Origin of the sequence: Kaistia sp. 32K (assembly GCF_016629525.1) — a bacterium.
Classification (GTDB): Bacteria; Pseudomonadota; Alphaproteobacteria; order Rhizobiales; family Kaistiaceae; genus Kaistia.
Map to the genome: position 1 here is coordinate 2,128,002 of NZ_AP024269.1, position 12,843 is coordinate 2,140,844.

General features: G+C 66.6%; 12 protein-coding genes. 8 read left to right on the forward strand and 4 right to left on the reverse strand.

Annotated elements, in window-relative coordinates; all coding sequences use genetic code 11:
* Positions 1 to 13 precede the first annotated feature (13 nt).
* On the forward strand, positions 14 to 1,195 hold the full coding sequence (locus K32_RS09595) for an NAD(P)/FAD-dependent oxidoreductase (protein ID WP_201403791.1): 1,182 nt from the start codon (positions 14 to 16) through the stop codon (positions 1,193 to 1,195).
* A 35-nt stretch (positions 1,196 to 1,230) separates the two neighbouring features.
* On the opposite strand, the gene K32_RS09600 is transcribed toward K32_RS09595, so the two are convergent.
* A complete protein-coding gene (locus K32_RS09600) occupies positions 1,231 to 1,836 on the reverse strand; it encodes a TIGR00730 family Rossman fold protein (RefSeq protein WP_201403792.1) in 606 nt (201 codons plus the stop codon).
* Between the two features lie 228 nt (positions 1,837 to 2,064).
* On the opposite strand from K32_RS09600, the gene K32_RS09605 reads away from it, so the two are divergent.
* From K32_RS09605 to pssA, 4 genes are all read left to right on the forward strand, one after another.
* Complete coding sequence (locus K32_RS09605; protein ID WP_201403793.1) at positions 2,065 to 3,582, forward strand: LysM peptidoglycan-binding domain-containing protein; 1,518 nt, start codon at positions 2,065 to 2,067, stop codon at positions 3,580 to 3,582.
* Positions 3,583 to 3,711: 129 nt separating this feature from the next.
* Positions 3,712 to 5,649 carry an ABC transporter ATP-binding protein/permease gene (locus K32_RS09610; RefSeq protein WP_244669922.1) on the forward strand — a complete coding sequence of 646 codons (1,938 nt, stop codon included), beginning with the start codon at positions 3,712 to 3,714 and terminating at the stop codon, positions 5,647 to 5,649.
* A 126-nt stretch (positions 5,650 to 5,775) separates the two neighbouring features.
* Positions 5,776 to 6,477: a phosphatidylserine decarboxylase gene (locus K32_RS09615; RefSeq protein WP_201403794.1), complete on the forward strand. Its 702-nt coding sequence runs from the start codon at positions 5,776 to 5,778 to the stop codon at positions 6,475 to 6,477.
* 1 nt (position 6,478) lies between these two features.
* A complete protein-coding gene (pssA, locus tag K32_RS09620) occupies positions 6,479 to 7,315 on the forward strand; it encodes a CDP-diacylglycerol--serine O-phosphatidyltransferase (protein ID WP_201403795.1) in 837 nt (278 codons plus the stop codon).
* Positions 7,316 to 7,405: 90 nt separating this feature from the next.
* On the opposite strand, the gene K32_RS09625 is transcribed toward pssA, so the two are convergent.
* Positions 7,406 to 7,606 carry a hypothetical protein gene (locus tag K32_RS09625; RefSeq protein WP_201403796.1) on the reverse strand — a complete coding sequence of 67 codons (201 nt, stop codon included), beginning with the start codon at positions 7,604 to 7,606 and terminating at the stop codon, positions 7,406 to 7,408.
* Positions 7,607 to 7,787: 181 nt separating this feature from the next.
* Between K32_RS09625 and puuE the strand changes: the two genes are divergently transcribed.
* Positions 7,788 to 8,699, forward strand: coding sequence for an allantoinase PuuE (puuE, locus tag K32_RS09630; RefSeq protein ID WP_201403797.1), 912 nt, complete (start codon positions 7,788 to 7,790; stop codon positions 8,697 to 8,699).
* A gap of 62 nt (positions 8,700 to 8,761) precedes the next feature.
* Positions 8,762 to 11,020, forward strand: coding sequence for a DNA topoisomerase IV subunit A (parC, locus tag K32_RS09635; RefSeq protein WP_201403798.1), 2,259 nt, complete (start codon positions 8,762 to 8,764; stop codon positions 11,018 to 11,020).
* Positions 11,021 to 11,080: 60 nt separating this feature from the next.
* On the opposite strand, the gene K32_RS09640 is transcribed toward parC, so the two are convergent.
* Together K32_RS09640 and K32_RS09645 are read right to left on the reverse strand one after the other, a co-directional pair.
* Entirely contained in the window at positions 11,081 to 11,776 is a 696-nt protein-coding gene (locus K32_RS09640) for a glutathione S-transferase family protein (protein WP_201403799.1), read from the reverse strand.
* A gap of 20 nt (positions 11,777 to 11,796) precedes the next feature.
* Positions 11,797 to 12,207 (reverse strand): DoxX family protein, encoded by a 411-nt coding sequence (locus K32_RS09645; RefSeq protein WP_201403800.1) that lies wholly within the window; start codon positions 12,205 to 12,207, stop codon positions 11,797 to 11,799.
* 27 nt (positions 12,208 to 12,234) lie between these two features.
* On the opposite strand from K32_RS09645, the gene K32_RS09650 reads away from it, so the two are divergent.
* Positions 12,235 to 12,753: a MarR family winged helix-turn-helix transcriptional regulator gene (locus K32_RS09650; protein ID WP_201403801.1), complete on the forward strand. Its 519-nt coding sequence runs from the start codon at positions 12,235 to 12,237 to the stop codon at positions 12,751 to 12,753.
* The last annotated feature ends 90 nt before the right edge of the window (positions 12,754 to 12,843 follow it).

A 12,843-nucleotide genomic window follows, 5' to 3' on the forward strand; every position in this document is an offset into this window, starting at 1 on the left:
GAAGGGAAACAAGATGGCGAAATCCATAGCGATCGTCGGCGCGGGCCTCGGCGGCCTCACGCTGGCACGCGTGCTCCACGTGCACGGCATCCCGGCGACGATCTATGAGGCCGAGCCTTCGGCGGATGCCCGCACCCAGGGAGGGATGCTCGACATCCACGAAGCCGACGGGCAGCGCGCGCTCAAGGCTGCCGGCCTGTTCGAGGCGTTTCAAGCCCTGATCCATCCCGGCGGCGAGGCGTCGCGCGTCCTGGATCAACACGGGAACGTGCTGCTCGACCAGCCCGATGACGGCACAGGTGGACGTCCCGAGGTGCTTCGCGGCGAGTTGCGGCGGATCCTCCTCGAGTCGCTGCCCACCGGGACGATCCGCTGGGGCAAGAAGCTCGCGGGCGTCACGGCGCTCGGCGGCGGCGAGCACGAACTGTCGTTCGCGGATGGATCCAGCGTCCGTACCGGGCTCCTCGTCGGGGCGGACGGCGCCTGGTCGAAGGTCCGGCCGCGGCTCACGGCCATCCAGCCCGACTATATCGGCACGACATTCATCGAGACCTACCTCCACGACGCCGACGAGAAGCACGCGGCTTCTGCCGAGGCGGTCGGCGGCGGCGCGCTGTTCGCGCTCGCTCCGGGAAAGGGGATCTTCGCCCATCGCGAGCCGGACGGCACCTTGCACGCCTATGTTGCGCTCAACCGGCTCGAGGCGTGGTTCTCCGGCATCGACTTCAGCGACGTCAGCAACGCGAAGGCGACGATCGCGGCCGAGTTCGACGGGTGGGCGCCGGCGCTTACCGCGCTGATCACGGATGGCGAGACCACGCCGGTCCTGCGCAGGCTCCATGCGCTGCCCGTCGGGCATCGGTGGCAGCGCGTGCCCGGCGTGACGCTCGTCGGCGATGCCGCGCACCTGGCGCCGCCGGCCGGCGAGGGCGCCAATCTGGCGATGCTCGATGGCGCCGAGCTGGCCGAGGCGATCGCCGCGCACCCCGATGACGTCGAGGCGGCTCTCGCGGCCTATGAAGCGGCGATGTTCCCCCGCAGCGAGGCGGAGGCGGCGGATGCGCACCAGATCCTGGAGATCTGCCTCGGCGACCGTGCCCCCTTCGCGCTCGTCGACTTCCTTACCGGCGCGATCGAGGCGAATTCGGAAGCGGCCGCGCAGCCCGGATCTACGCCTTCAACGATCGGCGTTTGAACCGGTCGGGTCGGGCGGGGTCGCCGGCGGATCGCCTAGAGATCGGCGATCGGCATCGGTTCGACGGCCGGCTCGCGGGTGGCGGCTTTGGCGATCGCCGCCTTGAGCTTCGGCAGGATGTCTTCGGCGCTGTCGGCGACGATGTAGTTGACCTCGAAGCCGCTGCGGATGAAGCCCGCGTCGGACATGTGCCGCAGAAGCGCGATCAGCGGATCCCAGAAGCCGTTGATGTTGGCGATCAGCACCGGCTTGCGATGCCGCCCGAGCTGGGCCCAGGTCATCATCTCGACCAGTTCCTCAAGCGTGCCGATGCCGCCGGGCAGGGCCACGAACGCATCGGAGCGCTCGAACATCAGCCGCTTGCGCTCGTGCATGTCGTTGGTGACGACCAGCTCGTGCGCGGTGTCGAGCATGACCTCGCGTTCCTTCAGGAACTGCGGGATGATGCCGGTGACATGGCCGCCGGCCTGCATGACGGAGCGCGCGGTGATGCCCATCAGGCCGATGGCGCCGCCTCCATAGACGAGGCCGATGCCGGCCTCTCCCATCGCCTTGCCGAGATGTTCGGCGGAACTCGCATAGATGGGGGCGTCGCCCGCGGACGAACCGCAGTAGACGCAAATCGAGGAAAGCTGGGTCATAGAGACTTCCTCGCATCCGGGCGGACGGGCGTCAAGCCGATGGCGGTTGCGCGACAGCGCCATGGAAACTGCGGTTTCGCTGCCTTGTCGCGCCCTTGAAAGCGGGTATAACAAGGCAGAGAATAAGCCGGAAAACGCCGAGGAATCAGCGGTCCGGCAGGGGACATGAGCCCGCCGGGCGCGGAATCGGAAAAGCCGTTCCGTTTTGAGCGACAGGTTTGAGCATCGATGGCTGAGCAGACACCTCCCGGGCCGAAGACATCCGGTCGCGTTGCCGGCGTAGTGGCGATCGCCGCCATTCTGGTCGGGGGCTATTACGGCCTGGTCGCCAAGCCTGCCGCCGAAAAGGGAACCGCGCCGGACGCGACTTCGGCTGCAACCGGCTCGTCGCCCGCCGCCGACGCCAAGGCCCCGGATGCAAAGCCGGAAGCGACGCAGGCCGCCGAGAGCGCCGCGTCCGCGAAGCCCGAGGCCGAACAGGCTGCCATTCCCGCCGAAGGCTCCGCCCCGAGCTTCGACATTGTCCGCGTCGAGCCGTCGGGCGAGACCGTCGTCGCCGGTCTCGCCGCGCCGAAATCCAAGGTCGAGCTGCTGGATGGCCAGTCGACGATCGCCACCGCCGAGGCGAACGAGCGCGGTGAGTGGGCTGTCGCGGTCGAGAAGCCGCTGGCGGCCGGAACGCATGATCTGTCGATCCGCACGACTTCGCCGGACAAGAAGGTCGAGACCCTGTCCGAGCAGAGCGTCGCCGTGCAGGTGCAGGAGCCCGGCAAGGGCGAGGCGCTCGTCGTGCTGAATACGCCGGAGACGGCGAGCAAGGTGCTGCAGAAGCCCGAAGGCGCCGGCGAGCAGAAGGTCGCGTCGGCGGCGACGCCGGAGCCGAAGGCTGAGAACGCCCCGGCTGAAGCCAAGCCGGCCGGCGAGGCGGCTGCGCCGTCTGCCAATTCTTCCGATACCGCCGCCTCGACGCAGGCCGCGCCGGAAGGCGCTGCGCCGAGCACGCAGGCGAATGCGCCCGAGGCCGTGGCCAAGGCCGAAGCCCCGGCCGATACCACTGCCAAGAACGAGACGCCGGCCCAGGCGGATACGCTCGCCGATACGGACCGCGTGGCGAAGCCGGAAACGGCAGGCGCTCCCGCCGAGACGGGTACCCAGACTGCCAAGACGGATGAGCCTGCCAAGGCGGGCGACGCCACCAAGACCGCCGATGCGGCTTCCGGCGCGAAGCCGGACGTCTCGGTCGACGCGGTCGAGGTCGAGGACGGCAAGCTGTTCGTCGCCGGCTCGGCCAAGTCCAAGGCGCCGGTGCGCGTCTACATGGACGACAAGCTGGTGGGCGAGGCGAAGCCGGAAGAGAACGGCCGCTGGCTGCTCGAGACGAAGCGCTCGGTCGAGCCGGGTCGCCGCGTCGTCCGCGCCGACCAAGTCGAGACCAATGGCTCCGGCAAGGTGGTCGGCCGCGCCGAGGTGCCGTTCGAGCGGACCGAGGACGTGGCGATGCTCGCGCCGGTCGTCGCCGGCGGCGGCGCCGGTGGCGCCAGCGCGGATGGCCATGTGCCGGCGCCGCACAACGTCATCATCCGTCGCGGTGACAATCTCTGGACCATCTCGCGTCGTCTCTACGGCCGCGGCATCCGCTATTCGACGATTTACGAAGCGAACAACGACCAGATCCGCAATCCGCACCTGATCTATCCCGGCCAGACCTTCGTGCTGCCGGCGGGCGACGCGAACTGGACTAACTGAGCCACGATACCCACATGACCGGGAGCGCGCCCTGGCGCGCTCCATGATCCGTGTCCGGGCAAACCCGCGACGCGGATTTTCCGTTTGCGCCGAGGCGCGGCGGGCAGCGCGAAAATCTGGAGTACGCCAATGAGCGCGACCAACAGCGCCGTACCGGGGCCCGGCAAGGGCACGCCGGATGAAGAGAAGGACGCGACGGCGTTCTCGACGATCGTCAGCCTCTGGCCCTATATCTGGCCGAAGGACCGCAACGACCTGAAGATCCGGGTCGCCGGCGCGCTCGTCATCCTGGTTCTCGCCAAGGTTCTCACCGTCTGCATTCCGTTCCTCTACAAATGGGCGACGGATGCGCTCGTCTCGCCGGCCAATGCGGCGGGCGACAAGGGCGGGCTGGCGCTAGTCATCACCGTGCCGATCATGCTGGTGGTCGCCTATGGCGTCGGCCGCATCCTGCTGAACGCCTTCAACCAGATGCGCGACGCGCTGTTCGCCCGCGTCAGCGAGAACGCGATCCGCAAGCTCGGCCGCCGCGCCTTCGTGCACATGCACCGCCTGTCGCTGCGCTTCCATCTGCAGCGCCGCACCGGCGGCCTGTCTCGGACGATGGACCACGGGATGAAGGGCATCGACTCGATCGTCGACCACATCATCCTGAACACCTTCCCGACGCTGCTCGAATTCCTGCTGGCGGCCGTCGTCATCGCCTGGCAGTTCAACCTGACCTATGTCGCCGTCATCGCGGTGACGATCGTGGCCTATGTCTGGTTCACCATCGTGGCGTCGAACTGGCGCATCGCCATTCGCCGCGAGATGAACGCCTCCGACACCGACGCCAACGCCAAGGCCGTCGACTCGCTGCTCAACTACGAGACGGTGAAGTATTTCGGCAACGAGGCGATGGAGGCCGACCGCTACGACAGGTCGCTGGCGCGCTACGAGGCCGCTTCGATCAAGACCTGGACGTCGCTCGCCTGGCTCAATCTCGGCCAGACGATCATCTTCACCACCGGCATGACCGTCTGCATGGCGCTGTCGGGCATGGCGATCATGCGCGGCGAGCAGACGATCGGCGACTTCGTCATGATCAACGCGCTGCTGGTGCAGCTGTCCTTCCCGCTCAATTTCATCGGCACGGTCTATCGCGAGCTGAAGCAGGGTCTCGCCGACGTCGAGGCGATGTTCCGCCTGCTCGACATGCCGGAGGAAGTCCAGGACAAGCCCGGCGCCGAGGCGCTCGTCGTCCGGGAGGGCACGGTCCGCTTCGAGGACGTTTCGTTCCACTATGATCCGGCGCGCGAGATCCTGAAGCATGTCAGCTTCGAGGTCCCGGCCGGCAAGACCGTGGCGATCGTCGGCCCGTCCGGCGCGGGCAAGTCGACGATCTCGCGGCTGATGTTCCGCTTCTATGACGTGACCGCCGGGCGCATCACCATCGACGGTGTCGACATCCGCGACGTCCGGCAGACCAGCGTGCGCGCCGCGATCGGCATGGTTCCGCAGGATACCGTGCTGTTCAACGACACGATCGCCTACAACATCGGCTATGGCCGGCCGAGCGCCTCCATGGACGAAGTCCGCGAGGCGGCCCGCATGGCGCAGATCGCCGGCTTCATCGAGGGCCTGCCGGATGGTTTCGATTCGGAGGTCGGCGAGCGCGGTCTCAAGCTCTCGGGCGGCGAGAAGCAGCGCGTAGCCATCGCGCGCACCATCCTGAAGGCGCCGCCGATTCTCGTCCTCGACGAGGCGACCTCGGCGCTCGATACCCACACCGAGCGCGAAATCCAGGGCGCGCTCGACCGTGTGTCGTCCGGCCGCACCACGCTGGTGATCGCGCATCGCCTGTCGACAGTTGTGACGGCGGACGAGATCATCGTGCTGGAAGCCGGCCAGATCATCGAGCGCGGCAACCACGACACGCTGATGCGCAAGGGCGGCCTCTATGCTTCGATGTGGGATCGCCAGCGCGAGGCGGACGAGGCGGCCGAGCGGCTGCGCCGGGTCCAGGAGACCGATACGCTGGGCGTGGTGACGCGCGGACCGAAGGCGGAACTGGAGACTGTCGGCTAGAACAAATCCGTTCCGGTGGGCTCCGGCTTCTCACCTCTCCCTGAGGGAGAGGTTGGAGGCCGCTTCACACCCGGGGCTATCCGTGATCTATCGAACCGCTGCAAATTCAGGGAGACAGGGCAAGGCATGGATTCTGTGCTGAAATCGATCCGGGCGAACTTCGTGCCGATCCACCGCGAAGGCTACCCCTTCATTGCAATCCTCGCCTTCGTCACCCTGTTCCTGGGCTGGCTCTGGGGCCCGCTGTTCTGGCTCGGACTGATTCTGACGGCGTGGTGCGTCTATTTCTTCCGCGATCCGCCGCGGGTGACGCCGCTCGATCCGGACCTCGTCATCAGCCCCGCCGATGGCCGCGTGTCGGCCGTCGGTCCCGTCGTGCCGCCGCCGGAGTTGGAGCTCGGCACCGCGCCGCGCGTGCGCATCTCCGTTTTCATGAACGTCTTCAACTGCCACGTGAACCGTGCCCCGGTCGCCGGCACCGTCCAGCGCATCGCCTATACGCCCGGCAAGTTCCTGAATGCCGAGCTCGACAAGGCGAGCGAGGACAATGAGCGCAACGGCCTGGTGATCGACGGCGTCCACGGCAGGCTCGGCGTCGTCCAGATTGCCGGCCTCGTCGCGCGCCGCATCGTCTGCTTCACCCGCGAGGGGCAGCAGCTGGCGGTCGGCGAGCGCTTCGGTTTGATCCGCTTCGGCTCGCGCCTCGACGTCTATCTGCCCGAGGGCGCGACGCCGCTCGTGGCGGAAGGCCAGACGGCGATCGCCGGCGAAACCGTGCTCGCCCGCTTCGGCACCGGCGGCTCGATCAGCGGCGTGCGGGTCGACTGACATGGAAACCATCTTCCCTCCCTTCGATCCGGATGACGAGGGGGGGCATCGGCCACGCCTTCGTCAGGTTCGGCAGATTCCGATCCGGATGATCCTGCCCAATCTCGTCACGCTGCTGGCGCTCTGCGCCGGCCTGACGGCGATCCGCATGGCGATCGAGGCCCGCTACGGCGAGGCGATCGCCATGATCGTCGTCGCGGCCGTCCTCGACGGCATCGACGGGCGGGTGGCGCGCCTGCTGCGCTCGACATCGCGCTTCGGCGCGGAGCTCGATTCGCTGACCGATTTCGTCAATTTCGGCGTCGCGCCGGCGATCCTGCTCTATGTCTGGGCGCTGGACGAGGTTCGCTCGCTCGGCTGGATCGCCGCCCTGGTCTTCGCCATCTGCGCCGCGCTGCGCCTCGCGCGCTTCAACGTCGCGATCGACAATCCGCACAAGCCGGACTGGCAGGCGAACTTCTTCGTCGGCGTGCCGGCGCCGGCTGGCGCTCTGATCGTGCTGTTGCCGGTCTATCTCGAATATCTCGACCTCCCGCATGGCCGCTTCACGGCGCCCGTCGTCCTCGTCTACACGCTCGCTGTCGGGCTCCTGATGGTCAGCCGCCTGCCGACCTGGTCGGGCAAGAAGTTCGGCGCCCGCGTCTCGCGCGAGATCGTGCTGCCGCTCTTCGTCGTGGTGGTGGTGCTCGCCGCCTCGCTGCTCAGTTACCCCTGGCACGTGCTCGCCGCCGGCGCGCTCGTCTATCTGGCCGCGCTGCCGATCGGCTGGCGCGCCTGGCAGAAGCATGTGCGCGAGGACGCCGCGAAGGCGGTCCCCGCCAGCGACGGCAACAACTGACGTTTCAAAAGCAATTCACCCGGAAGGCGAGGCCATCCGGGTGAATTGTCGTATCGCGGAAATTGTTTGATCCCGGCCGATCGGCCCGGCTCAGCCGTGGCTGGCAACGGCGCGCATGCGCTCGTCATAGGGCACGCGGGCGAACGCGCCGTCGAGCACGTCGGCGGCCGTCGGCGCCATCAGCTCGAGCACGCGGCGCATCTGCGCGATCTGCAGGTCGAGCGCTGCCATGAAGCGCGGATCGTCGGCCGGGAGGCTGGTTGCCTGGAACGGGGTATGCGCGGACTGCATTCTGGCCTCCTAGGGGACGGGTGGCAGCAGGCGTCGCTACCTATTGTTTTAATTTTGCGCGATGTAGGTTAACGGCGTGTGAATCGGCGGGCCGGATTAACGCTGTGAATCCAACCATCCAGCCGGAAATTGCCCTCGCCGTCGGCAAGACGCTAACCATTCTGCGAGAAGCGGGAACAGCATGACGACCACCTATCCGCGCGACCTCATCGGTTACGGCCGCAACACGCCCGACCCGCAATGGCCAGGCGGCGCGAATGTCGCGGTGCAGTTCGTCGTCAACTACGAGGAGGGCGGCGAAAGCAGCATCCTCGACGGCGACAAGGCGTCGGAATCGCTGCTTTCCGAGATCGTCGGCGCCCAGCCCTGGGTCGGCCAGCGCAACCTCAACATGGAATCGATCTACGAATACGGCTCGCGCGCCGGCTTCTGGCGGCTCTGGCGGATGTTCACCAGCCGCCGCGTGCCCGTCACCTGCTATGGCGTCACGCAGGCCATGGCACGCAATCCCGAAGCCGTCGCGGCGATGCGGGAGGCGGATTGGGAGCTTGCGAGCCACGGCCTGCGCTGGCTCGAATACAAGGACTTTTCCGAAGAGGAAGAGCGCCGCCACATCCACGAGGCGATCCGCCTGCACACCGAGGTCGCGGGCTCCAGGCCGCTCGGCTTCTACCAGGGCAAGCCGTCCGACCACACGCTGAAGATCCTGATGGAGGAGGGCGGTTTCCTCTATACGTCAGACAGTTACGCCGACGACCTGCCATACTGGGTCCAGGGGCCGAACGGGCCGCACCTGATCATTCCCTACACGCTCGAAACCAACGATATGCGGTTCGCCACCCCGCAGGGGTTCAACTCGGGCGACCAGTTCTTCACCTATCTGAAGGACGCCTTCGACGTCCTGTATGAGGAGGGCGAGCGGGGCGCGCCGAAGATGATGAGCGTCGGCCTGCACTGCCGGCTGGTCGGGCGTCCCGGGCGAGCCGCGGCGCTGGCGCGCTTCGTCGATTATGTGCTCGCCAAGGAGAAGGTCTGGATCCCGCGCCGCATCGACATCGCGTGGCACTGGCACGCGCACCACAGACCTGCGTGAAATGGCGGCGCGCCGCCGCTTTTCCTTGAATCGGCGGTGCGCAGCAGATACTCCCATCAGGCATGGGAAAAGCGTTGATTCCGCCGGATGGCGGCCATGTCGAAAGCATCAATCTCCGCGAGGCGCTGGAAGAGCGTTATCTCGCCTACGCGCTCTCGACCATCATGGGTCGGGCGCTGCCGGATGCGCGTGACGGACTGAAGCCCGTCCACCGCCGCATCCTCTACGGCATGCACCTGCTGCGCCTCAGCCCGGACTCGGCGTTCAAGAAGTCGGCCAAGATCGTCGGCGACGTGATGGGTTCGTTCCATCCACATGGCGACCAGTCGATCTACGACGCGCTCGTGCGGCTCGCGCAGGATTTCTCGTCGCGCTATCCGCTGGTCGACGGCCAGGGCAATTTCGGCAACATCGACGGCGACGGCGCTGCGGCCTACCGCTACACCGAAGCGCGCATGACCGAAGTCGCGCAGATGCTGCTCGAAGGCATCGACGAAGACGCGATCGATTTTCGCGAGAACTATTCCGGCGACTTGAAGGAGCCGATCGTTCTGCCGTCGAGCCTGCCGAACCTGCTTGCCAACGGCACGTCGGGCATCGCGGTCGGCATGGCGACGTCGGTTCCGCCGCACAACATCGCCGAGCTCTGCGACGCCGCTCTGGTGCTGATCAAGAACCCCGGCGCGACGACCGAGGATCTGGTCCAGCACGTCCAGGGTCCGGACCTGCCGACCGGCGGCATCATCGTCGATACGCGGGCCCAGATCACCGAGGCCTACCGGACCGGCAAGGGCGCCTTCCGCGTCCGCGCCCGCTGGCATGTCGAGGACCAGGGCCGCGGCACCTATCTGATCGTCGTCACCGAGATCCCCTACCAGGTGCAGAAGTCGCGCCTGATCGAGAAGATCGCCGAGCTGATCCAGACGCGGAAGGTGCCGCTGCTGGCCGATGTCCGCGACGAATCGGCCGAGGACATCCGCGTCGTTCTGGAGCCGCGCGCGCGCACCGTCGACGCGGCGCTACTGATGGAATCGCTGTTCAAGCTGACCGAGCTCGAGAGCCGCATCTCGCTCAACATGAATGTTCTCTCGAAGGGCATCGTGCCGAAGGTGATGAATCTCGGCGAGGTTCTGAGCGAATGGCTCGAGCATCGCCGCGAGGTGCTGGTCCGTCGCTCCGGTTTCCGCCTGAACCAGATTAAGCACCGGCTCGAAGTCCTGGAAGGCTATCTCGTCGCCTATCTCAACCTCGACGAGGTGATCCGGATCATCCGCTACGAGGATGAGCCGAAACAGGAGCTGATGAAGGCCTTCTCGCTGACCGACCTGCAGGCCGAGTCGATCCTGAACATGCGGCTGCGCTCGCTGCGCAAGCTCGAGGAATTCGAGATCCGCAAGGAGCATGACGGGCTGTCGGCTGAGATGGCGCAGATCGAGGCGCTGCTCGCCTCCGAGGAGAAGCAGTGGCAGACGGTCGCCTGGCAGGTGAAGGAGGTCCGCAAGACCTTCGGACCCGAGACGCCGCTCGGCAAGCGCCGCACCGGCTTCGCCGACGCGCCGTCGCATGACGTCGAGGACATCCAGCAGTCGATGATCGAACGCGAGCCGATCACGGTCGTGGTGTCGGAGAAGGGCTGGATCCGCGCGCTGAAGGGCCATGTCAGCGATTTTGCGACGCTGACCTTCAAGACCGACGATCAGCTGAAGCTCGCGCTGCATGCCGAGACGACGGACAAGCTGCTGGTGTTCTCGACCGGCGGCAAGTTCTACACGCTCGGCGCCGACAAGCTGCCGGGCGGCCGCGGCCATGGCGAGCCGATCCGCCTGATGGTCGACATGGACAACGGGCAGGACATCGTCACCGTGTTCGTGCACAAGCCCGGCCGCAAGCTGCTGCTCGCCTCGACCGACGGGCGCGGCTTCGTTGTGCCCGAGACCGAGGTCATCGCCAACACCCGCAAGGGCAAGCAGGTGCTGAACGTCGACGGCACGGAAGAGGCGCGGATCTGCGTCGAGGCGGGCGGTGACCATGTCGCCGTCATCGGCCAGAACCGCAAGTTCCTGATCTTCCCGGCCGAGCAGGTGCCGGAGATGACGCGCGGCAAGGGCGTCCGCCTGCAGCGCTACAAGGATGGCGGCCCGTCCGACGTCCGCACCTTCAACGCCGCCGAGGGCCTGACCTGGATGGATTCGTCGGGGCGGAGCTATACCCGCACCGCCGAGGAACTGAAGCCCTGGGTCGCCGAACGCGGCCAGGCCGGCCGCCTGCCGCCGGACAAGTTCCCGAAGACGAACAGCTTCGGTACGCCGCAGCTGAAGTAGGGGCTGAGTGGGGACCCCCACTCCGCGCCTCTCCCAGCATCAGATCACGCGGAAGCCTCCCTAGGCTTCTGCTTCTGCTGCGTGTTTCAGTAGCCATGCGTCCTGGACGATCAGGAAATCGCGGAGCCGGGCGGCATAGTCTTGCGTGACCGCCTGAGCCACGCTCGACCGCTGCGCGAGCGCCGCACGCCATGCGCAGACCTTCGGCGTCTGCGCGAAGGTCTGTGTGTCGACGATGCTGTCGAACACATCGAAATAGCGGAAGATCGGCGCGAAGACGGCATCGACCAGGCTGAAGGTCGCGCGACTGAAGAGCGGCCCTTCGGCCAGTTCCGCTTCGACGCGGCCGAACTTGGCAAGGAGCGCTTTGCGTTTGGCCTCGTAGGTCTCGGCATCCTTCGCGGTCTCGAAGCCCCAGAGATCCGACAGAATGGAGGAGCCGAATTCCATCCAGCCCCGATGACGCGCCCGCATGAGCGGATCGACGGGATGAAGGGCGGCGCCGGGCTGAGTTTCCTCGAGATATTCGCAGATGACCGCGCTCTCGAACAGCACGGCGTCGGTGCCATCCTCCTGCCTCACGATCAGCAGCGGCACCTTGCCGAGCGGGGAAATGGCGAGGAACCAGTCTGGCTTTGCAGCGAGATCGACATAGTGCCGCTCGAACGGCACACCCTTCTCCGCAAGCGCGATGGCCGCCCGCTGCACATAGGGGCAGAGATGATGGCTGACGAGGATCAGCTTCGCATCGGACATGATGGTGTCTCCCGGATCGGTCAGAGGAGGGGTCTGGAGGGGCGGAGCGCAGGGCGGCCGTCGCCGAGCAGGAATTGCGCGGCGGACAGCACGATCAGGTAAAGCGGATATTCCCATCCGCCGCCTGGCGCGTTGAACACCCATCCGGCGCCGCCATGCGCCCAGATGATGGCTCCAAGAAGCGCGGGGATCAGCGCAATGGCGACCCAGCGGGCATAGATGCCGAGGATCAGCATGGTTCCGCCGATCGCTTCGGCGGCGAAGGTCACATAGGCCAGCCAGCCCGGCAGGCCGATGGATTCGAAGTAGCCCGCGGTTCCCGCAAGGCCGAAGGTGAAGAGTTTGAGCACGACGGAATGGGCGAGATACATCACGCCGAGACTGATGCGCAGCAGCGTCACGGCATAGTCTGTCAGGCGGTCCTGGGTCATAGCGGAGCCTCCAGCCATCAGGGGTAGATGCATCTGCATATATATGCCCTTGCGTCAGCCGTCAATCTGAATGTAACTGCATCTATGTCTGATAACCCCATCGATCCGAACCCGCCGTCCGCAGCCGCCACCCGCGCCTGGGTGCGCTTGATGCGCAGCCAGCGCATCGTACTGGCCGCCATCGAGCAGGACCTGAAGGCAGCCGGACTACCGCCGCTCGGCTGGTATGATGTGTTGCTGGAGCTGGTCCGCGCCGAGGATGGAAGGCTGCGTCCCTACGAGATCGAGGAGCGGACGCTGCTGGCGCAGCACAATCTTTCCCGCCTGCTGGATCGCATGGAGAAGGAAGGACTGGTCCGGCGCGAAACCTTTGCCGAGGACGGGCGCGGCCGATGGGTCGTCGTGACCGATGCCGGTCGTGCCATGCAGTCGCGCATGTGGACGGTCTATGGCGCGTCCATCCAAAAGCATGTCGGCGAGAAGCTGGACGAGGGGCGGGCAGACCAACTGGCCGACCTGCTTGCCGCCCTTTCACGCTCTGTTTGAAGGTGATTTCGCCGCCGGGTGCTCCGTGCGAGACGCCGTCGCCCCAAGCCAATCCCCTGCATCGAGGTGGTACCCCCACCCCGACCCTCC